Genomic DNA, 25,785 nt, shown 5'->3' with positions numbered 1-25,785 from the left:
TCAAGACTCGAGAAGCGAGTCTTCGAATCGTTCCAGCTCTTCGAGGAGCTTGTCGACAAACTTGAGTTTGCGAACGCAATCAGCGGCAACGAGATCTCTGCCGGCGGCAAGAGACTCGGTCAGCTGCTGCATCAACATCTGGTGATCATGCCTGATCTCGCTGCGAAAATCCTTGATGGCGCGCTCAGGGTCGGCGTCATCTTTCAGATCGGCCAGACGCTCGCGCCACTCCAGCTGCTGCATCAGAAACGCGGTATCTTGCAGAGTCTGCTGTTCACCACGGATATCGGTGCCACGCAGGGAGAGCAGATATTCGGCACGGCGCAGCGGCGCCTTGAGGGTGGTGAATGCTTCGTTGATCTGGGCGGCACGTTGCACCGCAGCCAGCTGCTCCCGTTCGGGGGCGGTGGCAAAACGATCAGGATGGAATTGGGTTTGCAGCTGGCGGTAGGTATCAGCCAACTGACGGGTATCGAGCTCGAAGCCTTCAACCAGCCCAAACAGCTCGAAATGATTCATGCAAACCTCTTGGAAACGTTCGCCACAACCTCACTCGCCCCTGGCAAATGAGATGTGGTTGAACGGGTCATGGGCGACCCGCTCAACCACAGACGAAGGATCATTGACGTCAAACATCTCAGACACTGAAGCTTTCGCCGCAACCACACTCGCCTTTGGCGTTGGGATTATTGAACTGGAAGCCCTCGTTGAGGCCCTCCTTGACGAAATCCAGCTCGGTGCCATCCAGATGGATCAGGCTCTTGGCATCAACAATAATCTTGACGCCCTGCTGCTCGAACACCTGATCCTCATCGGTCAGTTCATCAACGAACTCAAGCACGTAGGCCAGACCGGAGCAGCCGGTGGTTTTGACGCCGAGGCGCAGGCCAATGCCCTTGCCCCGGTTAGCCAGAAAAGAGGAAACCCGTGCCGCGGCGGCATCTGTCATGGTAATAGCCATACTGCTCTCCGGCGCTTAGAGACCTTTCTTCTGCTTGTAATCGGCGATGGCGGCCTTGATGGCGTCCTCAGCCAGAATGGAGCAGTGGATCTTCACCGGTGGCAGGGCCAACTCTTCAGCGATATCTGTGTTCTTGATGCCAGCCGCTTCGTCCAGGGTCTTGCCCTTGACCCATTCGGTCACCAAGGAGCTGGAGGCGATGGCAGAACCGCATCCGTAGGTCTTGAACTTGGCATCTTCGATGATGCCTTCGTCGCTGATCTTCAATTGCAGCTTCATCACGTCGCCACAAGCGGGCGCACCGACCATGCCGGTTGCAACGCTGGGATCATTCTTGTCGAAACCACCGACGTTGCGAGGATTCTCGTAGTGGTCGATTACTTTTTCACTGTAAGCCATATCTCACTCCTGCTAATTCTGTTGCTCACTGACCCGGTGGATCAGTGATGAGCCCATTCGACCGTGTTCAGATCGACGCCGTCTTTGTACATCTCCCACAGAGGGGACATCTCGCGCAGACGACCGATGGAGTCACGAATAAGCTTGACCGCGTAGTCAATCTCTTCCTCGGTGGTGAAGCGACCCATGCTGAAACGGATGGAGCTGTGTGCCAGCTCGTCGTTCAGACCCAGTGCGCGCAGCACATAGGAAGGTTCCAGGCTGGCGGAGGTACAGGCCGAACCGGAAGAGACCGCCAAATCTTTCAGCGCCATGATGAGGGATTCCCCTTCCACATAGGCAAAGCTGACGTTGAGGTTACCCGGAACACGTTGCTCCAGATCGCCATTGATGTAGACGGCTTCAATATCCTTGATGCCATTCCACAGACGCTGGCGCAGAGCCAAGATGCGCTCGCCTTCACTCACCATCTCTTCTTTGGCGATGCGGAAAGCTTCGCCCATCCCGACGATCTGGTGGGTCGGCAGAGTACCGGAACGCATGCCGCGCTCGTGGCCGCCACCGTGCATCTGGGCTTCCAGACGAACGCGGGGTTTGCGGCGAACAAACAGTGCACCGATCCCTTTCGGACCATACACCTTGTGCGCAGAGACGGAGAGCAGGTCCACTTTCAGTGCTTCCACATCTACCGGGATCTTGCCCACGCTCTGAACAGCATCCACGTGCAGCAGGATCTTGCGGGAACGGCACAACTCGCCGATGGCGGCAATGTTCTGAACCACGCCGATTTCGTTGTTCACATGCATGATGCTGACCAGGATGGTGTCATCACGCATGGCATTCTCGATCATCTCGATAGTGAACAGGCCGTTGGGCATCGGCTCAAGATAGGTCACCTCGAACCCTTCACGCTCCAGCTGGCGACAGGTATCGAGCACCGCCTTGTGTTCGGTCTTGGAGGTGATGATGTGCTTGCCCTTGCTGGCATAGAAGTGGGCAACACCCTTGATGGCCAGGTTATTGGATTCGGTCGCACCGGAAGTGAAGACGATCTCGCGGGGATCGGCACCGATCAGATCTGCCACTTGATTACGGGCCAGATCCACCGCCTCTTCGGCTTGCCAGCCAAAGCGGTGAGAACGGGAAGCCGGATTGCCGAACAGGCCATCCATGGTGAGACACTGCATCATTTTTTCTGCGACACGCGGGTCCACCGGACAGGTTGCCGAATAATCAAGGTAAATAGGCAGTTTCATGTTTTTCTCCGTCACAGTCCGGGTCATACAGAGTCCCGCTGTGGAAAGCACGTTTATAGTTGGACTTTCAAGCTCACATCGCCGTGTTCTGCCCGATCAACCAGGGACAACACGGTCTTCATTTGTTCATCTTGCTTGCCGGCAATGCGGCGCACATCGGCCTGGCGTACCAGCTCGGCCAGCGTGATATCCCCGAGGAAGCTGGAGATCCGCTCACTCAGGTCGCGCCACAGGGAGTGCGTCAGACACTGGGTACCACCGTGGCAACCGCCCTTGCCGAGACACTTGGTGGCATCGACCGACTCATCGACCGCGGTGATCACCTGACCAACCGAAATCTCGCCTGGGGCCAACCCCAGGCGATAACCACCACCCGGGCCACGCACGCTGCTCACCAGACCATGTTTGCGCAGGCGGGCAAAGAGCTGCTCGAGATAGGACAACGAGATGCCCTGGCGCTCGGAAATATCGGCAAGGGGGACGGGCCCCTGCTCTGCATGCAGCGCCACGTCGAGCATGGCGGTTACAGCGTAACGTCCTTTTGAAGTCAGTCTCATGTGCCTTACCGTCTTGCGAAGCAATTTAATGGGGCACATGGTCACATACCCGACCAAATCAGTCAAGTATATGGTTGAGTAAATCAGTCGGATTAATCCGGTATGCGCGCTTTCTGCACCGAGGTCAGAATACCGCGCAGAATGTTGAGCTCAGCAGCTTCCGGCCGAGCTCGATTGAACAGGCGACGCAGCTTGCTCATCACATGACCCGGATGGTCATCGGCAATAAAACCGGTCTTCATCAGGGTTTGTTCCAGGTGCTGATAAAACCCTTCCAGCTGGGCGGCACTCGGGTAGACCATCTCCTCTTCAGGCTCGGCGGTCTGCCCCTGCAGCCAGCGCATCCGCACTTCGTAACAGAGGGTCTGCACCGCCATGGCCAGATTGAGAGAGCTGTAATCAGGATTGGCCGGAATGGCCACGTGGTAGTGGCACTTTTGCAATTCGTCGTTGGTGAGACCGGTGCGCTCACGACCAAACACCAACGCAACCGGGTGCTGCATCCCCTCAACCACCGACTTTTCGCCGGCCTCACGGGGATCGAGCATGGGCCAGCTCAGGGTTCGAGAGCGGGCGCTGGTGCCAATCACCAGACAACAATCGGCGATCGCGTCGTCCAGCGTCGGGACGATACGGGCATTGGCAAGCACATCGCTGGCACCAGCCGCCAGGGCGAAGGCATTGTCATCCGGCAAGGCTTGCGGATCAACCAATACCAGCTGAGTCAAACCCATGGTCTTCATGGCACGTGCCGCAGACCCCATGTTGCCGGTATGAGAGGTGTTTACCAAAACGATACGAATCTGATCCAACATGCCCAGTCAATCTTCAGTCAAAAATGGCGCGCAATTGTAACATAAGAGAACACAATGTTGGCACCGTAAAAGCCGAGCCATTTCAGAACAAAACTACCCGTTTGTATAACAAACCAGCATGAGGGAAGTGAGAGGGGGGGACTAAACTTGATGGATATCCGATAAACGGCACAGGAGACACCACGCCATGCTTCCTCCCTTTATCTATGAGAGATTGCCCAGCCTCTACCTGCTGGCAGCCATTGCCATTATTACGTTGAGTGAACAGCCACTGCTCTGGTTTGCAGGCGCCTTGCTGTTTATCGCCGGAGCGGTGACCTGGATGATGCGCTCCAGCTACCGACGTACCGATCTGATTATCTTTCCGAGCAAACGCTGGCTGCAGCCGGAGTGGCTGTATGAAGCGCAGCCCTTTATCTGGCTGGCTGCGGGGCTGGCCATGTCACAGCTGCCCGCCCCTGCGGCACTCATCGCCTTGGCGCCCTGTCTGTGGGCCTGTCGCTGCCTCTGGGCACGGCACCATTATCGTCGCCATGCCCATGGGGTGATTGTCCACTTAAGACGGGATCCCGCCCGGCGCCGTCTGCACCGGAGCCTGCGCTGACTCGGTGCGGGCGCGTTCGATAAACGTCGCCAGATCCATCAGGGGATACTTCATCAGGCTTGGCAAGCCATCGAGATCCAGACTGTCCATCAAGTTTTTCACCTCAAGGCCCAGTTCGGTATCCCCTTCTATCTTCAGCTTGCGCTGGAAAAAGAGCGAATCCGGATCCTCTTTGCGACCGGCAATCAGGATCAGGTCGTTGGCGGTACCGCTGAAGCAGACATCGGCCTTGTCACACTCGCGAGCCACCACCAGCTGGCCATTCTGCTCACTGATAAACCAGCACAACTCCAGATCAGAGACTTCGACTTTCAGCCACTTGTCTGCCAGAAACTCGAAATCGCCATCTTCGATAGCCTCTTTGAATACCCGGGCCAGCAAACTCTCCATCAGCTGCTTTTGCAGATTGAAGGGAACAAGCTTGAGGGGATGGCGCAAGAAGCGCGGAGCCTGTTCGACCAGGCGACGTTGCAGTTGTTGAAACACGATAGACTCCCTTTTTTGCGCATTCAAACACAGGGAGAGTGGCAAGATCCTGTTGGAAATCAAACTTGTGCAGGGTTACCTCAAGAAGGGTAAAGCCACACAAAGCTGCCTCAGGTCAAAAAGCGGGAGTGCATGGCTGCATACAATCAGGGCTCGTTTGCCCTTCATATGCACTCTCGGAGCGTACCAATGGAATTACTCTGTCCGGCAGGCAGTTTGCCGGCACTGAAAACCGCCGTGGATAACGGGGCCGATGCCGTTTATATCGGTTTCAAGGATGACACCAATGCCCGCCACTTTGCCGGTCTCAACTTTACCGACAGCAAACTGGAGAAGGCGGTGGATTATGTGCATCAACATGGTCGCAAGCTGCATATTGCTATCAATACCTTTGCCCATCCCGGGGCCGATACTCGATGGAAACAGGCGGTTGATCGCGGAGTGGCCCTCGGCGCCGATGCGTTAATCATCGCCGATCTCGCCGTGCTGGAATATGCCAGCCGCCACTACCCCGAGATGGAACTCCATGTCTCGGTGCAGGCCAGCGCCACCAATGCCGCCGCCATTCGCTTCTATCAGCAGCAATTCAATGTCACACGGGTGGTGCTGCCCCGGGTGCTCTCCATGCATCAGGTCAAGCAGCTGGCCCGCGAGACCGATGTTGGCCTTGAGGTATTCGCCTTTGGCAGCCTCTGCATCATGGCCGAGGGGCGCTGCTATCTATCCTCCTACATGACTGGCGAGAGCCCCAACACCGTCGGCGCCTGCTCACCGGCCAAGTTCGTCCGTTGGGAAGAGACCCCGAATGGTCTCGAGTCGCGGCTCAACGAGGTGCTGATCGACCGCTATGGCCCGGGCGAAAATGCCGGTTACCCGACCCTGTGCAAGGGGCGTTTCGACGTGGATGGCCAGACCTACCACGCGCTGGAAGAGCCCACCAGTCTCAATACCCTGGGTCTCCTGCCCGAGCTGTTCAAGACCGGGATCCAGTCGGTCAAGATTGAAGGGCGCCAACGCAGCCCTGCTTATGTGGAGCAAGTGACCCGGGTCTGGCGTGCGGCCATCGATGCCTATCAGGCCAATCCCGAGGCCTATCAGGTCAAAGCTGAGTGGGATGCCCAGCTCGCCCGCGTCTCCGAAGGTAGCCAGACTACCCTCGGCGCCTACCATCGTCAGTGGCAATAAGGAGTCCACCCATGCAATTTTCTCTCGGGCCTGTGCTCTTCTACTGGCCCAAAGCCGATACCGAATCCTTTTACCATGCTGCTACCGACAGTCAGGCCGACATCATTTATCTGGGGGAGACCGTTTGCAGCAAGCGGCGCGAACTCAAAGTCGATGACTGGATTGCACTGGCCCGTCAGGTGGCCAGCTCCGGCAAGCAGGTGGTGCTCTCGACCCTCGCCCTTATCTCCGCCCCCTCCGAACTCAAGGAGGTGAAGCGGCTGGTCGACAATGGCGATCTTATGGTCGAAGCCAACGATCTCGGTACGGTGCAACTCGCCAGGGAGGCAGGGATCCCCTTCGTCTGTGGTCCCGCCATCAACGCCTATAACGCCGATGTGCTGCGCATGTTGCACAAACAGGGGATGAAACGCTGGGTCATGCCGGTGGAGCTCTCCCGTGACTGGCTGATCCAGCTCAATCAGGATCTGGGCACCCTGCGCGACCAATTTGAGGTGGAGGTGTTTGCCTACGGCCATCTGCCGCTCGCCTACTCGGCGCGCTGCTTCACCGCCCGATCCCTCGACAAGCCCAAGGACAACTGCGAGCTAGCCTGCATCAACTACCCCACCGGACGACTGGCCAACAGCCGCGAGGGGCAGCGGGTGTTCAATCTCAACGGGATCCAGACCCAGTCCGGTTACTGCTACAACTTGGGTAACGAGCTGGCTGGTATGGAAGGTCTGGTGGATGTGGTCAGACTTTCACCGCAAGGGATGGAGACGCTGGAGATGCTGGCTCGCTTCAAGGCTAACCAGCAGGGCAATCAGCCCCTCGTTCTGCAGCAGGATCGCGATTGCAACGGCTACTGGCGCCAGATCCCCGGCATGAGCCTGGTGGAGTAAACCCGCCATTCGCCCAACAAAAAGGCCTCATCGCGAGGCCTTTTTTACCACTATCTGGCAGTAGATCAGGAGGGCTGATCACCCTTGTTACGAGCGCTCTGGGCACCTGGCGGCAAGGGCTTGCGCGCCATCAACTCCAGCTCCAGCAGCGCATAGCGGTGCTCGATAAAGTCATAGACGTTGTTGGATAAGGCCAGCTTGAAGTAGCTGATGGCTTCCTTGCGGTTGCCTTTGCCCAGCTCGAACTTGCCCAGATAGAAGTAGGTTTCACACAGGCGCTCGGCAAGCTCCCGGTTATCCTTCACCCCTTTCACCACGTTGCCCATCAGCTGGGAAGCGTTGATCTCGCCGGTATAGAGGCGAACCAGATCCCAGTTCCAGGCATCGTCATCGTACTTGTTGAGACGCTCGCGCATCCGGCTCATGGCGGCCGATGGGTCGAGTTTCTGCTCGGCCAGATAGAGCCAGATCACCCGATAGGGGTCTTCCGGCTGCGCCTCGTAGAAACGCTTCATATCGGCCGCGGCCAGTTCGGGACGGTTGCCGTAATAGAGGGCGATGCCACGGTTGAGATAGGCATAGTCATAGTCCGGTGCCAGTTCGAGGGCGGAATCGAACGCATCATAGGCTTCGTCGTAATTCTGCTGCTGTACCAGATAGACGCCGATGAAGTTGTAGGCTTCGGCGAAATCCGGTTTCTCCCGCAGGGCACGGTTGAAATCGAGCCGCGCGAGGGAACGCAGACCAACCCGATCAAACACCACGGCACGCTCATAGAACAATTCTGCCCGTTGCTCGGTGGTCAGTTCCATTTCACTGAGCATCTGCCCGAGTCGGGCGAGCGCCAGCTCACTCTGGTAGGAGACCTGCAGGGGGGTCGCCAACACCAGTGAAGCAGGCTGCGGCTTGGGAACCTTGGGGGTGTTAACCTGACTGCTACTGCTGCAACCCCACATGGGAAGCAACAACAGGATACCGAGGAGGTATCCAATCCCTTTCCTGACGTTCAATGAACACTCCGACGCTTACGCTTGACCCCGCATATGGTAAAGGTCAACTGCCGCTTTGTCATGTAGCTGTGCCCCTCTACCTCAAATAAATCAGGATTCGACAGGGTATCCGGCATCGCACCAACCGCGAAACCCGCCGTCGACGCTGATCACCTTGCGATAACCCATCTGTTGCAGGTTGTCCGCCGCCAGAATTGAGCGAAAACCACCACCACAATAGAGGTAGAGCTCGGTCTCGAGATCCGGGAACTGGGTCTCGATATCCCGCTCAATCACTCCACGACCCAGATATCGGGCACCGGGCAGATGGCCTTTGGCCCACTCGCTCTCTTCCCGCACGTCGATCAGGTGAAACGTGCGCCCTTCGTCCTGCCAGCGCTTGATCTGGTGAACATCGGTTTCGGTGATGCGGGAGCGGATCCCGTCAACCAGCGCCAAAAAACGGGGATTGTGATGCATGACAAACTCCTGTTGTTTAAATCATGTGCGTCAGCAAACGACACGCAGAGATAAGAAAAGAGCGCCATGAGGCGCTCTTCACTGTTACGGCAGGATTTCCTGTTGGTCCGCACCCTCTTTCTCTACCTGGGTGGGCAGCATGTGCTCGCGCTTGACGCCGAGGAACATGGCAAACGCACTCGCCACATAGATGGAGGAGTAGGTACCGAACGCCACACCGATCACCATGGCCACGGCAAAACCGTGGATCAGCGCACCGCCCTTGAGCAGCAGCGCCAGCACCACGATAAAGGTGAGGCCGGAGGTGATGATGGTACGACTCAGGGTCTCGGTCATGGAGAGATCCAGAATGTACTCGGTATCCCCTTTACGCACCTTGCGGAAGTTCTCCCGCAAGCGGTCGAACACCACGATGGTATCGTTCAGGGAGTAACCCACCAGGGTCATCAGTGCCGCCAGTACGGTCAGGTCGAACTCGTACTGGAAGTAGGCAAAGACACCCAGCGTGATCACCACGTCGTGCACCAGGGAGAGAATGCCCCCCAGCGCCAGACGCCATTCGAAACGCACTGCTACGTAGGCCAGGATACAGAGGATGGAGGCCAGCATGGCCAGCGCACCGTCTGTCGCCAGTTCATCACCCACGGAAGGGCCGACGAACTCGACGCGTTTGAGCACTGCGCCCTCGTCGAGCTGCTTGGCCGCCGCCAGCACTTCGTTACCCTGTTGTTCTACCTTGACCCCCTCTTTCGGGGTCAGGCGGAACAGCACGTCACGGCTGGAGCCAAAGTGTTGCAGGGTTGCCCCTTCAATCTTCTGCTCTTCCAGAGCGTCGTGGATCTTGTCCAGGCTCACCGACTGCTGGAACCCCACCTCGATGGTGGTACCACCGGTAAAGTCCAGACCCCAGTTCAGCCCCCGATCAAACAGGAAGAACAGGGCTACCACCATCAGCACGGAAGAGAAAACCACACCCGGCTTGGCATAGCGCATAAACGGGATCGGTTTTTCAAAATGTAGAATCTGAAACATCTCTCTATCCTCAGATGGGCAGCTTGTCGATACGCCGTCCACCCCAAGCCAGGTTGATAATGGCACGGGAAACTGTGATGGCAGTAAACATGGAGGCGGTCAGACCAATGCCCAGCGTCAGGGCAAAGCCCTTGATGGCGCCGGTGCCGATACCGAACAGGATCACGCAGGTGATCAGCGAGGTCACGTTGGAGTCGGCGATGGTGGAGAATGCCCGATCAAAGCCCAGATGGATGGCTTGCTGAACACCACGACCGTTGCGGATCTCTTCACGAATACGCTCGTAGATCAGCACGTTGGCATCCACCGCCATACCCAGCGTCAGGACGATACCGGCGATACCCGGCAGGGTCATGGTGGCACCAGGGATCATCGACATGATGCCGACAATCAACACCAGGTTCATACAGAGCGCCAGGTTGGCAACCCAGCCGAACGCGCGGTAGTAGATCCCCATGAACAGCACGATCACCAGCATGGCCCAGCCGATGGCTTCCATACCGCTGTCGATGTTCTGTTGACCCAGGCTCGGGCCAATGGTGCGCTCTTCCACGATCTGGATCGGGGCGATCAGGGCACCGGCACGCAGCAGCAGCGCCAGGTTGTGGGCTTCGTTGGCATTGTCGATACCTGTGATACGGAACTGGCTGCCAAGACGCGACTGGATGGTGGCGACGTTGATCACCTCCTCCTGCTTGCGGAACTTGCGCTTGCCATCCGGACCCGGTTGACCGACCGGCTTGTACTCGATGAAGACGGTCGCCATCCCTTTACCGACGTTGTCCTTGGTAAAGTTGGCCATCTTGTTGCCACCCTGGCCATCCAGCTTGATGTTGACCTGGGGACGGCTGTACTCGTCGAAACCGGACTGGGCACCCACGATGTGGTCACCGGTCAGGATCACCCGCTTGTGCAGCACCACGGGACGACCATTGCGATCGTTGTAGACCTTGGAGCTGGGCGGGACACGGCCATCGGCCGCAGCCTGGATGTCGGCAGTCTCATCGACCATGTGGAATTCCAGGGTCGCGGTTGCACCCAGGATCTCCTTGGCGCGGGCGGTATCCTGAATACCGGGCAGTTCAACGACAATGCGCTCGGCGCCTTGCTGTTGTACCAGCGGCTCGGCCACACCCAGTTCGTTGACCCGGTTACGGATGATGGTGATGTTCTGCTCGAGGGCGTACTTCTTCACTTCCTTGATCTTGGCTTCGCTCAGACCAGCCAGCAGGATGAACTCATCCCCTTTCTGCTCGGTAGTGAAGGTCAAATCAGGGTTCTGACGACGCAGATGAGAAACGGCGCGTTCCTGATCGGCTTCGTCACGGAAGATCACCTGCACCTGATCACCGACCCGGCGCACGCCGGAGTAACGGATTTTCTGGGTGCGCAGCTCAGAGCGGAAATCCTGCACCATCTGCTCTTGCTGCTTGGTCAGTGCTTCGGCCATGTCCACTTCCATCAGGAAGTGCACACCACCGCGCAGATCAAGACCCAGCTTCAGAGGCGCCGCACCGATGGCTTCGAGCCAGGCGGGAGTGGAAGGTGCCAGGTTGAGTGCGGTAATGAAGTTGTCGCCCAGCTTGTTGGCAACGATATCGCGCGCCTTCAGCTGGTCTTCGGTGTTCTTGAAACGGATCAGGATAAAACCGTGCTCGAATGCAGCATGTTTGACCGGGATCTTGGCCGCTTCAAGGGTCTCTTTCACCAGATCAAGAGTATCTAGCTTGACTTCGGCACCACGGCTGGCAGAAACCTGCAAAGCCGGATCTTCGCCGTAAAGATTGGGGGCTGCATATAGAAAACCGATGGCGATCACCAGGATCACCATCAGGTATTTCCACAGCGGATAGCGATTCAACACGCTGTGCTCCTTGGGAGATTAAAGGGACTGGATAGAACCCTTGGGCAGAACGGCAGAGACGAAGTCCTTTTTGATGGTGACTTGAGTCTGGTCGTTCAGGGCGATCACCAGATAATCGCTGTCTGCAGCCACTTTGGCAATTTTGCCAACCAGGCCACCGGAAGTGAGCACTTCATCACCCTTGGACAAGGAGCTCATCAGATTGCGGTGATCCTTGGCACGCTTGGCCTGGGGACGATAGATCATGAAGTAGAAGATCAGGCCGAATACGGCCAGCATGATGATCATTTCCATACCACCACCCTGTGCACCCGGTGCTGCGCCTTCTGCATACGCCTTGGAGATAATGCTCATTTAACAACCTCTTATTGATGTAGATTTAAAAAAACAAAATTATATGTTGTTATTTAACGTCATTTTCAGCTAACGGAGGCACAGGCTTCCCTTGCCGACGGTAAAACTCTGTTACAAAGTCGTCTAATTTACCCTGCTCGATCGCGTCCCGCAAACCCTGCATCACGCGTTGGTAATAACGCAGGTTATGAATCGTATTCAGACGGGCACCGAGGATCTCGTTGCACTTGTCCAGATGGTGCAGGTAGCTACGGCTGTAGTTCTTGCAGGTGTAGCAATCGCATTCGGCATCCAGGGTGCTGGTGTCGTTGCGGTGCTGGGCATTGCGGATCTTCACCACGCCATCGGTGGTAAACAGGTGGCCGTTGCGGGCGTTGCGGGTCGGCATGACGCAGTCGAACATGTCGATACCACGGCGCACCCCTTCCACCAGATCTTCCGGCTTGCCGACACCCATCAGGTAGCGCGGCTTGTCAGCCGGAATTTTCGGGCAGACGTGCTCGAGGATGCGGTGCATGTCCTCTTTGGGTTCGCCCACGGCCAGACCACCGACCGCATAACCGTCGAAACCGATCTCCAGCAGCCCCTTGAGGGAGACATCCCGCAAATCTTCGTAGACCGAGCCCTGAATGATGCCGAACAGGGCGTTCTTGTTACCCAGCGCATCAAACTTGTCGCGGGAACGCTTGCCCCAGCGCAGGGACATCTCCATGGACTTGCGCGCTTCTTCATAAGTGGCCGGGTACGGGGTGCACTCGTCGAATATCATCACGATGTCGGAGCCCAGATCGTACTGGATCTCCATGGACTTCTCGGGGTCGAGGAAGATCTTCTCGCCATTGATGGGGTGACGGAAGTGGACGCCCGCTTCGGTGATCTTGCGAATATGGCCCAGGCTGAACACCTGGAAACCACCGGAGTCGGTCAGGATCGGGCCCTGCCAGTTCATGAAGTCATGCAGATCGCCGTGGGCACGCATCACTTCCTGACCCGGACGCAGCCAGAGGTGGAAGGTGTTACCCAGCAGGATCTGGGCGCCGGTTTCACGCACTTCTTCCGGGGTCATCCCCTTGACGGTGCCGTATGTCCCGACCGGCATAAAGGCAGGCGTTTGTACCACACCACGTTCGAAGACCAGTTGACCGCGACGGGCACGGCCGTCGGTGGTTTTCAGTTCAAATTTCATTGCTACCTCGGCTGCGTCAGATAAACAGTCTGACAATAGGAGGGCCGCTCACGGCCCGGTAAATAAGCTGAAGCTTATGCTTCAACCTGGCGACGGGTGACGAACATGGCGTCCCCGTAGCTGAAGAAACGGTACTGCCCGGCCACGGCTGCCTGATAGGCCGCCATCACGTTGTCATAACCGGCGAAGGCGCTGACCAGCATGATCAGGGTCGACTCCGGCAGATGGAAGTTGGTGACCATGGCATCGACAATCTGGAACTGATAGCCAGGGAAGATGAAGATATCGGTGTCACTAAAGAAGGGCGCCAGCGGTTTGCCCTGCGCCAGGGTGACCTTGGCCGCGCTCTCCAGCGAACGCACCGACGTGGTCCCCACCGCGATCACCCGACCACCACGGGCACGGGTGGCCGCGATGGCATCCACCACCTCTTGCGGCACTTCCGCATACTCGGAGTGCATGTGGTGATCTTCAATCTTCTCTACCCGCACCGGCTGGAAGGTCCCCGCCCCTACATGCAGGGTGACGAAGGCCGTTTCAACCCCTTTGGCCCGAATTTTCTCAAGCAGCGGCTCATCAAAGTGCAGGCCGGCGGTCGGCGCAGCGACAGCGCCCGGCTTTTGATTGTAAACGGTCTGGTAGCGCTCCTTGTCGGCATCCTCGTCGGGACGGTCGATATAGGGGGGCAGCGGCATGTGGCCGATGGCCTCCAAAATCTCCAGCACCGGACGCGGGTCGAGGAAGTGGATCTCGAACAGGGCGTCGTGGCGGGCTCGCATCTCGGCTTCAACACCACCATCCATGATCATCCGGGTGCCGGGCTTGGGCGCCTTGGAGGCTCGGACATGGGCCAGCACGCTGTGCTCGTCCAGAATGCGCTCGACCAGTACCTCCAGCTTGCCGCCGCTGGCCTTCTGGCCAAACATGCGCGCCGGAATGACACGGGTGTTGTTGAATACCAGCAGGTCACCCGGATTGAGCTGATCCAGCACATCCACAAATTGACCGTGGCGCAGGGCGCCAGTTTGACCATCGAGCTGCAACAGGCGGCTGGCGGTACGCTCTGCCATCGGATAGCGGGCAATCAGCTCGTCTGGCAGATCAAAATGAAAATCGGATACTTGCATCTTTCACCTCGGGGGGAATCGGCGGCTAGTCTAGTTATCCCCATCTTCCAAGGCAACCCAAAAGACCAAAAACCCAAGAGAGACAAGGGGTAGCGAGCAATATTGAGACACACATCCGGTTAATGATTCTTTAATGTTCTGTATTGACCCTGATCATGTTTTGCCAGTTGGGGCTGGGCTAGGGTGAAAGCAGATACACAAGGAGGCCCACCATGATGACCCTATCCGAAATCATGACCGAACACCCCTTCACTCTGGGTCCGTCAAACAGTGTCAAACAGGCGATGGACCTGATGCAGCAGGAGCGGATCCGCCACATTCCCATCGTCGACGAGCAACATCACCTGCTGGGGTTGGTAACCCTCACCGATATCCTGGCCACCCGGGAATCCAAGCTGCTGCTCATCAGCCCGGAGCGGGAAGCCGAATTTACCGACAGCGTGCAACTCGACGAGATCATGACACGGCAAGTGGCGAGCGTAGATCCTCACGCCGGCATCAAGGAGGCGGCACTTTACCTGCAGCGGCACAGATATGGCTGCCTGCCGGTACTCAAAGGACGCAAGCTGATCGGCATTGTCACCGAGTCGGACTTCATTGCCGTGGCCATCAACCTGCTGGAATTGATGGAAGAGCAGGAACCCCCAACCGAATTTTGACAGAATGCAATGTAATTAAATTACAATAAAAGCGTTTTCAGCCGTCAAAACAAGCTGAAATGATGAAACACTTTCATTTTGATTGAAAAATTACACCAAATGCTTGCCTTGTGATCTGCGTCACACTATCATCCCTCTCATGCAATAGTTGCCGAGGGGGAGACGAGGGATTGTGCACCCATTATCTTCCTCTCATATGTCTGCAAGTTTGCACACCCCGTAGTTAGTCTTTGCTGTAAAGCATTTGTTTATATAGCCATTCCTTGTTTGATGACCCGGCCCTGTCGTTGCGATAGCGCCGGGATTTTTTTATCTGCGCTTTCGGCTTCCCCCTTACCAGCACATCCCCCATCGCTGCGAGCAGCGGCCTCAACCTCCTGCGCCACCTGTTTGCACCACCGTTTATCTCATCGCGTCATCGTGGCTCTGCACACCCCTTCTTATGCCTTGAAAAGGCGATGTAGCGCACAGATATTGAACCACGACAAGGAGTTATCTCAGTAGGCCAGAGATATTCATGTTAGGTACAGCCATAGTGAGTTATCTAATAAGTAGATTTAAGCGATTCAAAATTACGGCTTTTATCGATTAGCGGAAGCCCCTATGATGAATCCATCGAAAGTTAAGCGCCTCGTCTGGCAAGACTCTTCAACACCAGACCGGCATATGTACATCACCAAGGAGCAATTACATGTCTACCTACATCAACACTGAAATCAAGCCGTTCAATGCTACCGCCTACCACAATGGCAAATTCGTTCAGGTGTCTGACGCAGACCTGAAAGGCAAGTGGTCCGTGGTCTTCTTCTACCCGGCTGACTTCACCTTCGTTTGCCCGACCGAGCTGGGCGACCTGGCTGACAACTACGCTGAATTCCAGAAACTGGGCGTCGAGATCTACTCTGTCTCTACCGATACCCACTTCACTCACAAAGCATGGCACGACACTTCTGACACCATTCAGAAGATCCAGTACCCGATGATTGGTGACCCGACTGGTACCATCACCCGCAACTTCGGCGTGATGATCGAAGAAGCTGGTCTGGCTGACCGCGGTACCTTCGTAATTGACCCGCAGGGCATCATCCAGATCGTCGAGATCAACGCAGGCGGCATCGGCCGTGACGCACTGGAACTGCTGCGCAAAGTTAAAGCGGCCCAGTACGTTGCCTCCCACCCGGGTGAAGTGTGCCCGGCTAAATGGAAAGAAGGCGAAGCCACTCTGGCCCCGTCCCTGGACCTGGTAGGCAAGATCTAAGCCTCCCGCTTCCAAGACCGGCCCGCATAAGGGCCGGTCTGCTTTCCGGCCTTGCCAAATAGGCCTGAAAGCAGACCGACTCACATTTAATGCCAACTCGCCATTACAAGAAGGAATTCGACCATGTTGGATACCAACCTCAAACAACAGCTGAACACCTATCTGCAGTACATCGTCAATCCCATCGAGATCAGCGTGTCCGGCAACGACAGCGACAAATCTGCAGAGCTGCTGGCACTGGCCAGCGAGATCGCCGAGATGTCCCCCAAGATCACCCAGACCTCTGGCACTGCCGTTCGCAAGCCTTCCATGAGCGTCGCGCCCCAGGGCCAAGCACCGCGCGTTCACTTTGCCGGCATCCCCATGGGTCATGAATTTACCTCTCTGGTGCTCGCCCTGCTGCAAAGCGGCGGCCACCCCTCCAAGGCAGATACAGCCGTGCAGGAGCAGATCCGCAATCTCAAGGGCGAGTTCCACTTCGAGACCTATATCTCCCTCTCCTGCCACAACTGCCCGGACGTAGTACAGGCCCTCAACCTGATGGCGACCCTGAACCCCGGCATCACTCACACCATGATCGACGGCGCCCTGTTCCAGGAAGAAGTCGCCGAGCGTCAAATCATGGCGGTACCGAATGTTTACCTGAACGGTCAACCGTTCAGCCAGGGCCGTATTTCGCTGGAAGAGATCGTCGCCAAGCTCGACACCGGTGCCGCCGAGCGCAAGGCCGCCGAGCTGAATGAGAAAGATCCCTACGATGTGCTGGTCGTGGGCGGTGGCCCGGCTGGCGCCGCAGCGGCCATCTATGCCGCTCGTAAAGGCATTCGCACCGCCATCGTTGCCGAGCGTTTCGGTGGTCAGGTGATGGACACCGTCGGCATCGAGAACTTTATCTCCGTGCCCTATACCGAAGGCCCCAAACTGGCCGCCAGCCTGGAGCAGCACGTCAAAGAGTACGGCGTGGAAGTGATCACCGAGCAGCGCGCCGCCGCCATCAGCAAAGATGGATATGTGAACGTGGATCTCGCCTCTGGCGCCACCTTGAAGAGCCGCGCCGTGATCCTGGCTACCGGCGCCCGCTGGCGTGATCTGAACGTACCGGGCGAGCTTGAGTACCGCACCAAGGGCGTGGCCTACTGCCCGCACTGCGATGGTCCCTTCTTCAAGGGCAAGCGAGTAGCTGTGATCGGTGGCGGTAACTCCGGCATCGAGGCAGCGATCGACTTGGCTGGCATCGTCGAGCATGTGACTGTGGTGGAGTTCGCCGACACCCTGCGTGCCGATGAAGTGCTGCAGAAGAAGGCTCGCTCCATGGGCAATATCGACATCATCATGAGCGCGCGCACCACCGAAGTGATCGGTGATGGCAGCAAGGTGGTCGGTATGGACTACGAAGATCGCACCACAGGTGAGATCAAACACCTGGCGGTGGCGGGTATCTTCGTCCAGATCGGCCTGGTACCGAACACCGAGTTCCTTAAAGGGAGCGAGATTGCCCTGACCCGCTTTGGCGAGATCGAGATCGATACCAAAGGGGCGACCTCCCTGCCCGGCGTCTACGCCGCAGGGGATGCCACCACGGTACCGTTCAAGCAGATCATCATCTCCATGGGTGCTGGCGCCACTGCCGCACTGGGTGCGTTTGATTACCTCATCCGCAACCCGGCTCCTGAAGCGACCAAGGCTGATGCTGTGACCGCCTGATAAACCCAGCGCAACAAAAAGCCGACGCTCGATTAAGTAAACACGAGCGTCGGCTTTTTTATATCTGCATCGATGCGCAATAAAAACCCCGCAGCAAATGGCGGGGTTGTTCATGACTGGACTTAAACGACGAGCATCACTCCAGCAAGAAAACAGCCTCGATATTATCACTTACCGTGATCTGCTGTTGTTGATAGCTGTTGTCCGCCATATCCGGCGCGGGAGCAGCCATCGCCATGGCCTGCACCACCTTCAGGTTGCGGCTGTAGGCGGTAATGGGCGAAGCATTGCGGTACTCCACACTGTATACCTTGCCAAGCTTCATCCCGAACGCCTTGGCCAGAGATCCAGCCTTGGTTTTGGCATCCTCAACGGCATTCAAACGGGCCTGCTCCTTGATGACCTGCGGCGACTTCAACCCGTACTCAATCTGGGATACGGACTCCAGCCCGGCTTTGAGTGCGGTATCCATCAGGGGGCTCAACTTGTCGAGCTGATAGAGCTTCACCGCCAATTGTCGCTGAGCACGATACCCCAACAATACCGGCTTCTTGTTCTCGCCATACTGATATTCCGGAGAGACCATCAGGTTGCCAGCCTCAACATCGCTGCGCTTGATCCCCAACCCTTCCAGTTGGCTGAAAAAGGCTGCGACCTTGGTATCGACCTGCTGCTTGGCCTTGAGGCCCTGCTTATCCAGTGCACTCACCGCCACATTGAGGGTCAGCATATCGGGTTCGGTCTTCTGCTCGGCATAACCGCTCACCACCAGATGGGGCGCTTGCGGCACTTCAATCGCCAGCAGCGGAGCACTGACAACCAGAGCGGAAAGAGTAAGAAGGGGACGCCACATAGAAAAAAACCTCAATCGGAAAGATTGAGGCCATTATGCCCGTGCAGCTGCGGGATTCATATATCGTGCAAGGGGGGGAGCTGATCCAGTATCTGATTGGTCAGATCGAGACTAATGGTGACCATGCTGCCGGGATCCTGGCTCTGGTTTGCCATATCCAGCGCAGGAGCCGCACCACAGACCAACACCTCATCATCGAAATGGAACGAGTCCCACGACAGAACGTGTCCTTGCACCGCCTGTCCGATATTGGTGCCACCACTATCCTCCTCCATCGCAGACCAAGGAATGGTATCAGATGGCCCTAGCAAATCTTGCAACAACGGAGAGTGAAAACTGGCCAGCGAATACTCCTGCTGCCCCTGATGATGGCCAACCAGAATCATGTTATGAGCAGACTCGGTATCCATGACCGGCACATAAGTGATAGAGGCCGTAGCGAAATCAACATAGAGCGAGCCCGCTACATCACCGGCCTCATTCTCAATCTCCATCCCATCCAGCCGATCCCCCGCGATCGAGGCCTGATAGCCAAACTGGCCTGCGCAGGTAATGTTCCCCTGCCCATCCCAGCTATAACGGATGCCATCAATGTCGACCCAGTTGAATGACTGCATGATTACCCCTCTCATCTACTACCGCTATCTTATCCATCCCCTTGGGAAAAAACAGGGGCCAGGCAAGCCCGGCCCCAAGACAAGGTTACGGATCAACCTTCAAGTTACCGTCATCCAGCAACTTCTGAATAATCTGCAAGTCACTGTTACCCAGGGTCGTCAAGTCAATACTGTCAAATTTTATGACGTGGGTGGTTCCTCCATTCGTACCATCCAAATCAATAGTCAATGTTGATTTGTTTGTGCCTGGCCCATCACTACTGAAATTGAGGTACGCATCAAGCGAACCAGAGTTGGCATGTTCGCCAGTGAGCAGCTCGCTGATATCCAGTACATCTCCGCCAGTGCCGGTGGTGAAGTCTTTGATGACATCCACACCACCGATATCACCCGCCCCCCACTTAAAGGTGTCTTTACCGCCTCCACCTGTCAGGGTGTCAGACCCTGTTCCACCAATCAGAATGTCGATACCGTTACCACCAATCAGGATGTCATTCCCTTTTTGGCCATAAAGCACATCATTACCGTCGCCACCTTCAAGGGTATCATCGCCACCGACAGCCCCCTCCTTACCATACACTGCATGCTGGCTGTAAAGTTCGTTGAGCAGTTGCCCACCACTCTTGCCCGGATTGTCTGCCACAAACTCGAACCAGCCACCATCCACATTGTCTGCATGAATGCTGTCACCAAAAATCACGTCGTTGCCTGCACCGCCCTGCAACAGGTCTGAGCCGACACTAACAGCGGTAAAGAGCGAGCCCAAGCCACTGGACAGGTCATCAAAGCTGTCTACGGCGAGGTAGTTATCTGGCGTGTTGTCAATCGCATTGAGGTTATTGCCAAATGATGCACCGGATGGCACCCCGATCCCGACCGCATTAATCACCACCCCAGGAGCCGTCAACGCATTCAGGGCTGTCATACCGTTAGCAATCTGGGTTGAATTGGTCCAGCTTCCAACAGTTGGCTCCCCGTCCGTAAGGAAGTAGACATACTTATGATCTGCGACAGGATCCCCGGTCATCATGGTATTAAGAGTTGTCAACGCAGCCTGATAGTTGGTCCCCCCCCCTGAGCGAGTTAGATTACTGACAGCCTGCTGAGCAGCAGTAACCGAGGAATAGGTACCCACAACGTTGCTATTATCTGCAAACGTACCAATCTCGACTTGCAACTGTGATATGCCACTGAACTTGGCCAGCAAGTTATTGATGGCATCTTTCATGAGCTGGAATTCAGTGCCGCTAATACTTCCCGACATATCGATCATGAACGTCAGGTTGTAACTACCCGAAGTCACTCCGCCAACATCACCGATCAATACATCTGCCCCAACTCCACCCACTATTGCCCCATCCACATCCGGAGCAAGAAGAGGGTTGGGACGAACGTGATCGTCAATAGCTGTGCTGGCTCCGGAACCTGTGTCATTGGCATTGCTACCAACCACCAGGACCGGATTGATAATGGTCAACTTGGCACTGCTGGTATCTCCATCGCCATCCTTGATCTTGTAAGTGATCTCGACAGGTGCCCCCTCAGCTCCTCCTGATGGTGGTGTGAATCGATAATCACCATCATTTTCAATGTAGAGGGTGCCCTTATTGGTACCCAGTGCGATAGAGAAAGAGGTATTGCTGTTATTAAAGGTGTAGGTTGTTCCGTTGTACTCTACAGAAACCAGTTTGGGCGTACCAAAACCGTCGGCACCAGCACTGTCATTGGCTGTCACATTGCCATCAATTACCTGTGTCAGGTTGGTCAGTGTTCCCGACAGCTGACCCGCGGTATTGATCACCACCACATTGTTGTTGTGAGCGCCACTCGGTGACCACGCGACACTTTGCAGGTCGGCATCAAGTACGCTGGTTGAGCCAATCCCCACGGCATATGCACCATCAATGCCTTTTTGCGTCAGGAAGTTTGTCCAGTCATTGCGCTCTGTGGCGTTAATTGCCTCATCAGCCGAACTGGGCACTCCATCCGAAATGAAGAATACAAAGGTGTTATCAGCGGAAGGCGGTGTCCCATAATTGTCCCGAACCGCTTGCAAAGCATCATCGTAGTCAGTAGAACCGCCAGAAGAGATGCTAGTCAGCTGACCTGTTACCTGATCCTTGGTCAGCCATACCTGACTGCCGACACTCTTGACAGTGGCCGAACTATCAAAATCAACCAGCATCACCTTGACCAGCGAGTTGCCATAGCTGTTCATCAGATTCGTTACAGCATCCTTAATAACCTGCATATTGGTATTACCAATACTGCCTGAGCTATCGAGAACCAGCACTAGGTTGACAGTGCCATTAGTGCCACTGGTAATGGTATCAGCTACAGCACTCGGACCGTCGTCCTCGAACTTGACGCCAGCACCGATGCTCACGCTCTTGCTCGCCACATCACCATCACCATCGGTGGTGGTCACCACCGCCGACAGCTTGCCTGCCAGGTCTACCGGCTCGTCATAGTTGGTCGGGCTATCCGGATGTTTGATAGCTACAAACTGGGTCACGCTCAGTTTGCCGTCTTCCCCTATCTCCAGCTTGAATGCGTTGCTGTCCAGGCTACCGTTACCATCGCTGTCAAACTTGCCGTACACGATGTCGCTGTCAGCACCGTCCGCCACCAGGGTGATGGCCTTGTTGCCCACCGTGGTCACCAGCCCGCTGGCCGCCACATCAATACGCAGCGACACATCGGTCGTGCCGCCGTCCACGCCTGTACTGCCCACGCCACCACTGAAGATCGACGCAACGCTGGTCACGGTGACACCCAGCTGGGTCGATTCATCGGTGGTGACACTGCCTGCCAGCGTCATCGCCGTCACGCTCGGACCGTCGTCCTCGAACTTGACGCCAGCACCGATGCTCACGCTCTTGCTCGCCACATCACCATCACCATCGGTGGTGGTCACCACCGCCGACAGCTTGCCTGCCAGGTCTACCGGCTCGTCATAGTTGGTCGGGCTATCCGGATGTTTGATAGCTACAAACTGGGTCACGCTCAGTTTGCCGTCTTCCCCTATCTCCAGCTTGAATGCGTTGCTGTCCAGGCTACCGTTACCATCGCTGTCAAACTTGCCGTACACGATGTCGCTGTCAGCACCGTCCGCCACCAGGGTGATGGCCTTGTTGCCCACCGTGGTCACCAGCCCGCTGGCCGCCACATCAATACGCAGCGACACATCGGTCGTGCCGCCGTCCACGCCTGTACTGCCCACGCCACCACTGAAGATCGACGCAACGCTGGTCACGGTGACACCCAGCTGGGTCGATTCATCGGTGGTGACACTGCCTGCCAGCGTCATCGCCGTCACGCTCGGACCGTCATCATCGAAGCTGAATACCGACCGCTCGCCAGTAATCAGAGTGACTGTGGCACTGTCGGTCACGCTATCGCCATCACCATCCACCACGGTCACGCTGTACTGCAGCTGCACGGCGCCGTCCTGGCTCAGCAACAGGTTTACCGCCTCGTCAAAGGTGGCGTTATCACCATGGTCCAACGCTTCGTACAAGGTGGTTTCCAGTTGGTAGACCGGCGGGTCGCCGGCATCGGCCACATTGACAATCTTGATCGTGAACACCGGGTCGCCACCATTGGCATCGCGACCCACCAGGTTCCCCTCCTCCAGGAACAGGGTGATTTCCCCCCCTGCAGTCGAACTCAGATTGGTCGCCAGCCCCCCCACCGGTACCCCCACGAAGCTCAGGCTGGCGGTGGTGCTACCCACACCGTCCGAGCCATAGCTGACGCCACTTTGGGCAAACAGGCTGGCCAGTCCGCCACTGACGCTGCTGTACACCTGGGCCAGGCCCGGACCGGTATCGTCGTCATTACCATCGGCGGTCTCACCAGACGCCGCACGGTCGTCCCCGACACTCTCATCCAGGCTGACCTGCAGGGCCGCCAGTTCCCCTTCCGAGGCCTCGGCACTGACACTCAGGGTCGGGCCGTCATCATCGAAGCTGAATACCGACCGCTCGCCAGCAATCAGCGTGACAGTGGCACTCTCGGTCACACTATCGCCATCACCATCCACCACGGTCACGCTGTACTGCAGCTGCACGACGCCGTCCTGGCTCAGCAACAGGTTTACCGCCTCGTCAAAGGTGGCGTTATCACCATGGTCCAGCGCTTCGTACAAGGTGGTTTCCAATTGGTAGACCGGCGGGTCGCCGGCATCGGCCACATTGACAATCTTGATCGTGAACACCGGGTCGCCACCATTGGCATCGCGACCCACCAGGTTCCCCTCCTCCAGGAACAGGGTGATTTCCCCCCCTGCAGTCGAACTCAGATTGGTCGCCAGCCCCCCCACCGGTACCCCCACGAAGCTCAGGCTGGCGGTGGTGCTACCCACACCGTCCGAGCCATAGCTGACGCCACTTTGGGCAAACAGGCTGGCCAGTCCGCCACTGACGCTGCTGTACACCTGGGCCAGGCCCGGACCGGTATCGTCGTCATTACCATCGGCGGTCTCACCAGACGCCGCACGGTCGTCCCCGACACTCTCATCCAGGCTGACCTGCAGGGCCGCCAGTTCCCCTTCCGAGGCCTCGGCACTGACACTCAGGGTCGGGCCGTCATCATCGAAGCTGAATACCGACCGCTCGCCAGCAATCAGAGTGGCTGTGGCACTGTCGGTCACGCTATCGCCATCTCCGTCCACACGGGTCACGCTGTATTGCAGTCCCAGACTGTTCTGCCCACTGAGCAGCAGCGACAGTGACTCATCAAACAAACCGGTGTCGTCATGAGACAAGGCTTCAAACTGGGTGGTCTGCAGTTGGGATCCCCCATCTACCTCCACAATCTTGATGCTGAAGACCACACCTCCTTCACCATCAACCCCTTGCAGCTCGGTCGCGCTCACTGCATTGAGGGTAATCGCACCACCTTTGGTGGCCGACAGGTTGGTGGCAACCCCCGCCTCGCCAATTCCGACAAAGCTGAAACTGCCGGTGATGCTACCTGCACCATCAGCACCGTAGCTGCCACTGCTGGTAAACAGTGACAGCAAACCACCTTCAATCGCTGTTGTAGCCCGGGCCAGTACACCCTCTGCGTCATCACTGACATAGCCGTCATTCACATCACTTTCGCTGTAGGTATCCTCTTTGCCAACCGTCTCGTCCAGACTGACCGACAATCCACCCAAATTAGCCTCTTCGGCCACCCCCACATCTTGGGTCGGCACATCATCCTGAATAACGATGTCCAGCGTTGCACTGGTTGTATCACCGTCATCATCGGTCAAGGTCACAGCGAGACTTTCACCCAATTGCAGGTCAGAAGCGGGTTGTTGATGGGCCTCGTTATCAAGGAGGGTATAACTGTAGGAGACACTGCCGTTACCGGTAACGGGATCGTAGGTTATTGCGGTGATTTGCAATCCATTGCCAAGCGGCGTTTCAATGGATACAGGCTGAGCAACCACGGTGCCATTGCTGATCAACTGGATCGCCCCGATTGCCAGCGTTTGCACACCATCAGGGGCATTAAAGGTAAACACCCCACTTTGAGTTAACGAGGCTGCGTTAGGTGCCAAACCGTCTGCAAGGTTGGCATCACTGACCAACACCTCTCCCCCTTCCAGAGTAAGCCCATCAAGGCCTACCGCCTCATCTACCGGAGTAATGGAGATAACGAGTGTTGAAGTCACTGTATCCTGGCCATCAGTTACCTGATAGTTCACCGGGGGAACAGCGCCATCATAGTTAGGCGCAGGAGTAAAGGTATAGCTCCCATCCGGGTTGATGATCAGTGTGCCCACTCCGGTAATGGTGGCAGCAACACCCGCAGGGACTCCGATATTGATACCCCAGTCATATGAAACGATAGAGGCATCAGCAGGCCCATCTGGATTGGTACTATTGTCGAGTAAATTCCCACTGACCTGAGTGTCTTCCAGGGTCTCGGCGGTTTCGCCCAAATCATCAAGCTGATTTTCAAGAATCAAATCTTCGGCCTGATTTTCATTGATGACAGCAGCCGTATCGTAGGTGGTATCAAACCCTGCAGCCGCTATCGTGGCATCGCCTGTTCGATCAATTGTTACGAAACCACCATTACCACTGGCACCCGCAACCCCACCAATGCCGCCACCACCACCGGCCGCTGGTGCCCCACCAGCAGCAGAAGCCTCAAAGTTTTGAGTCGGGTCAACACCCTGCAGAATCGATTCTTGCAATGCGGCAATATCTGAAGGTGCGCCTTCCTGGCTGGCCGCCACTTGCGGTTGAGCAGGTTCAGCAGACTCGGAACCTGCCGGAACATCCGATGCAGGAGTATCGTCATAAGCGGAAAGAGCCAGCTTGGCGTCATCCGCTATGGTCAATTTTGCTCCGGGTTGGAGAATTTCCCCTTTTTGCAGAGGGCGGCTGCTTCCATCAGCCAGCACAATCTCCACATTGCCTTCTATAGCTGAGACAACCACGGACTTGTCGATGATTTGGGTACGCATATCCATTGCTCCAAGGTGACAGATCTTGATGTCTACACCGTAGAAG

At 56.6% G+C, this 25,785-nt stretch carries 23 protein-coding genes; 6 read left to right on the top strand and 17 right to left on the bottom strand.

Annotation, left to right across the window (positions count from 1 at the left end; translation table 11 throughout):
* The 6 genes from hscB to trmJ form a co-directional block, all read right to left on the bottom strand.
* A complete protein-coding gene (gene hscB, locus OKB77_RS05640) occupies positions 1-519 on the bottom strand; it encodes a co-chaperone HscB (protein ID WP_005351031.1) in 519 nt (172 codons plus the stop codon).
* 118 nt (positions 520-637) lie between these two features.
* Positions 638-961: an iron-sulfur cluster assembly protein IscA gene (iscA, locus tag OKB77_RS05635; RefSeq protein ID WP_005333812.1), complete on the bottom strand. Its 324-nt coding sequence runs from the start codon at positions 959-961 to the stop codon at positions 638-640.
* Between the two features lie 15 nt (positions 962-976).
* Positions 977-1,360, bottom strand: a complete 384-nt coding sequence (gene iscU, locus OKB77_RS05630; RefSeq protein ID WP_005333813.1) for a Fe-S cluster assembly scaffold IscU — start codon at positions 1,358-1,360, stop codon at positions 977-979.
* 41 nt (positions 1,361-1,401) lie between these two features.
* A complete protein-coding gene (locus OKB77_RS05625) occupies positions 1,402-2,616 on the bottom strand; it encodes an IscS subfamily cysteine desulfurase (RefSeq protein ID WP_013723838.1) in 1,215 nt (404 codons plus the stop codon).
* 53 nt (positions 2,617-2,669) lie between these two features.
* Positions 2,670-3,173 (bottom strand): Fe-S cluster assembly transcriptional regulator IscR, encoded by a 504-nt coding sequence (gene iscR / locus OKB77_RS05620; protein WP_026035025.1) that lies wholly within the window; start codon positions 3,171-3,173, stop codon positions 2,670-2,672.
* Between the two features lie 92 nt (positions 3,174-3,265).
* Positions 3,266-3,988, bottom strand: coding sequence for a tRNA (cytosine(32)/uridine(32)-2'-O)-methyltransferase TrmJ (trmJ, locus tag OKB77_RS05615; protein ID WP_270817102.1), 723 nt, complete (start codon positions 3,986-3,988; stop codon positions 3,266-3,268).
* Positions 3,989-4,175: 187 nt separating this feature from the next.
* Between trmJ and OKB77_RS05610 the strand changes: the two genes are divergently transcribed.
* Positions 4,176-4,592 carry a hypothetical protein gene (locus OKB77_RS05610; protein ID WP_270817101.1) on the top strand — a complete coding sequence of 139 codons (417 nt, stop codon included), beginning with the start codon at positions 4,176-4,178 and terminating at the stop codon, positions 4,590-4,592.
* Here OKB77_RS05610 and ubiT read toward each other — a convergent pair.
* Positions 4,545-5,078 carry a ubiquinone anaerobic biosynthesis accessory factor UbiT gene (gene ubiT, locus OKB77_RS05605; RefSeq protein WP_005344837.1) on the bottom strand — a complete coding sequence of 178 codons (534 nt, stop codon included), beginning with the start codon at positions 5,076-5,078 and terminating at the stop codon, positions 4,545-4,547. The two genes, OKB77_RS05610 and ubiT, sit on opposite strands and share 48 nt — an antisense overlap.
* 189 nt (positions 5,079-5,267) lie before the next feature.
* Here ubiT and ubiU point away from each other — a divergent pair, with 189 nt between their 5' ends.
* Complete coding sequence (gene ubiU, locus OKB77_RS05600; protein WP_042080116.1) at positions 5,268-6,263, top strand: ubiquinone anaerobic biosynthesis protein UbiU; 996 nt, start codon at positions 5,268-5,270, stop codon at positions 6,261-6,263.
* 11 nt (positions 6,264-6,274) lie between these two features.
* A complete protein-coding gene (locus OKB77_RS05595) occupies positions 6,275-7,147 on the top strand; it encodes a U32 family peptidase (RefSeq protein ID WP_270817100.1) in 873 nt (290 codons plus the stop codon).
* A gap of 65 nt (positions 7,148-7,212) precedes the next feature.
* On the opposite strand, the gene nlpI is transcribed toward OKB77_RS05595, so the two are convergent.
* From nlpI to queA, 7 genes are all read right to left on the bottom strand, one after another.
* On the bottom strand, positions 7,213-8,157 hold the full coding sequence (gene nlpI / locus OKB77_RS05590; RefSeq protein WP_005351017.1) for a lipoprotein NlpI: 945 nt from the start codon (positions 8,155-8,157) through the stop codon (positions 7,213-7,215).
* 90 nt (positions 8,158-8,247) lie between these two features.
* Positions 8,248-8,616, bottom strand: a complete 369-nt coding sequence (locus tag OKB77_RS05585) for a rhodanese-like domain-containing protein (protein ID WP_019446086.1) — start codon at positions 8,614-8,616, stop codon at positions 8,248-8,250.
* An 84-nt stretch (positions 8,617-8,700) separates the two neighbouring features.
* Positions 8,701-9,648 (bottom strand): protein translocase subunit SecF, encoded by a 948-nt coding sequence (gene secF / locus OKB77_RS05580; protein WP_005337322.1) that lies wholly within the window; start codon positions 9,646-9,648, stop codon positions 8,701-8,703.
* A gap of 10 nt (positions 9,649-9,658) precedes the next feature.
* Entirely contained in the window at positions 9,659-11,512 is a 1,854-nt protein-coding gene (secD, locus tag OKB77_RS05575) for a protein translocase subunit SecD (RefSeq protein ID WP_043823978.1), read from the bottom strand.
* Positions 11,513-11,530: 18 nt separating this feature from the next.
* The gene (gene yajC, locus OKB77_RS05570; RefSeq protein ID WP_005337327.1) at positions 11,531-11,866 is read right to left on the bottom strand and encodes a preprotein translocase subunit YajC; all 336 of its coding nucleotides are present in this window, start codon (positions 11,864-11,866) and stop codon (positions 11,531-11,533) included.
* A gap of 49 nt (positions 11,867-11,915) precedes the next feature.
* Positions 11,916-13,052 carry a tRNA guanosine(34) transglycosylase Tgt gene (gene tgt, locus OKB77_RS05565; protein WP_005337329.1) on the bottom strand — a complete coding sequence of 379 codons (1,137 nt, stop codon included), beginning with the start codon at positions 13,050-13,052 and terminating at the stop codon, positions 11,916-11,918.
* A 74-nt stretch (positions 13,053-13,126) separates the two neighbouring features.
* Positions 13,127-14,179, bottom strand: a complete 1,053-nt coding sequence (gene queA, locus OKB77_RS05560; RefSeq protein ID WP_005344678.1) for a tRNA preQ1(34) S-adenosylmethionine ribosyltransferase-isomerase QueA — start codon at positions 14,177-14,179, stop codon at positions 13,127-13,129.
* Positions 14,180-14,391: 212 nt separating this feature from the next.
* On the opposite strand from queA, the gene OKB77_RS05555 reads away from it, so the two are divergent.
* From OKB77_RS05555 to ahpF, 3 genes are all read left to right on the top strand, one after another.
* Positions 14,392-14,838, top strand: a complete 447-nt coding sequence (locus OKB77_RS05555) for a CBS domain-containing protein (protein ID WP_139405300.1) — start codon at positions 14,392-14,394, stop codon at positions 14,836-14,838.
* Between the two features lie 691 nt (positions 14,839-15,529).
* On the top strand, positions 15,530-16,096 hold the full coding sequence (ahpC, locus tag OKB77_RS05550; RefSeq protein ID WP_005337335.1) for an alkyl hydroperoxide reductase subunit C: 567 nt from the start codon (positions 15,530-15,532) through the stop codon (positions 16,094-16,096).
* A gap of 123 nt (positions 16,097-16,219) precedes the next feature.
* Positions 16,220-17,800 carry an alkyl hydroperoxide reductase subunit F gene (gene ahpF, locus OKB77_RS05545; protein WP_270817099.1) on the top strand — a complete coding sequence of 527 codons (1,581 nt, stop codon included), beginning with the start codon at positions 16,220-16,222 and terminating at the stop codon, positions 17,798-17,800.
* A gap of 136 nt (positions 17,801-17,936) precedes the next feature.
* On the opposite strand, the gene OKB77_RS05540 is transcribed toward ahpF, so the two are convergent.
* The 3 genes from OKB77_RS05540 to OKB77_RS05530 form a co-directional block, all read right to left on the bottom strand.
* Positions 17,937-18,653, bottom strand: a complete 717-nt coding sequence (locus OKB77_RS05540) for an SIMPL domain-containing protein (protein ID WP_270817097.1) — start codon at positions 18,651-18,653, stop codon at positions 17,937-17,939.
* Positions 18,654-18,709: 56 nt separating this feature from the next.
* Positions 18,710-19,270, bottom strand: coding sequence for a hypothetical protein (locus OKB77_RS05535; RefSeq protein WP_270817096.1), 561 nt, complete (start codon positions 19,268-19,270; stop codon positions 18,710-18,712).
* A gap of 85 nt (positions 19,271-19,355) precedes the next feature.
* The gene (locus OKB77_RS05530) at positions 19,356-25,739 is read right to left on the bottom strand and encodes a retention module-containing protein (RefSeq protein ID WP_270817095.1); all 6,384 of its coding nucleotides are present in this window, start codon (positions 25,737-25,739) and stop codon (positions 19,356-19,358) included.
* Positions 25,740-25,785: the final 46 nt, after the last annotated feature.

This window comes from Aeromonas sp. Y318-3 (assembly GCF_027706185.1).
Classification (GTDB): domain Bacteria; phylum Pseudomonadota; class Gammaproteobacteria; order Enterobacterales; family Aeromonadaceae; genus Aeromonas; species Aeromonas veronii.
The sequence above is the reverse complement of the archived record's forward strand: the minus strand, read 5'-3'. Positions and strand labels throughout refer to the sequence as shown.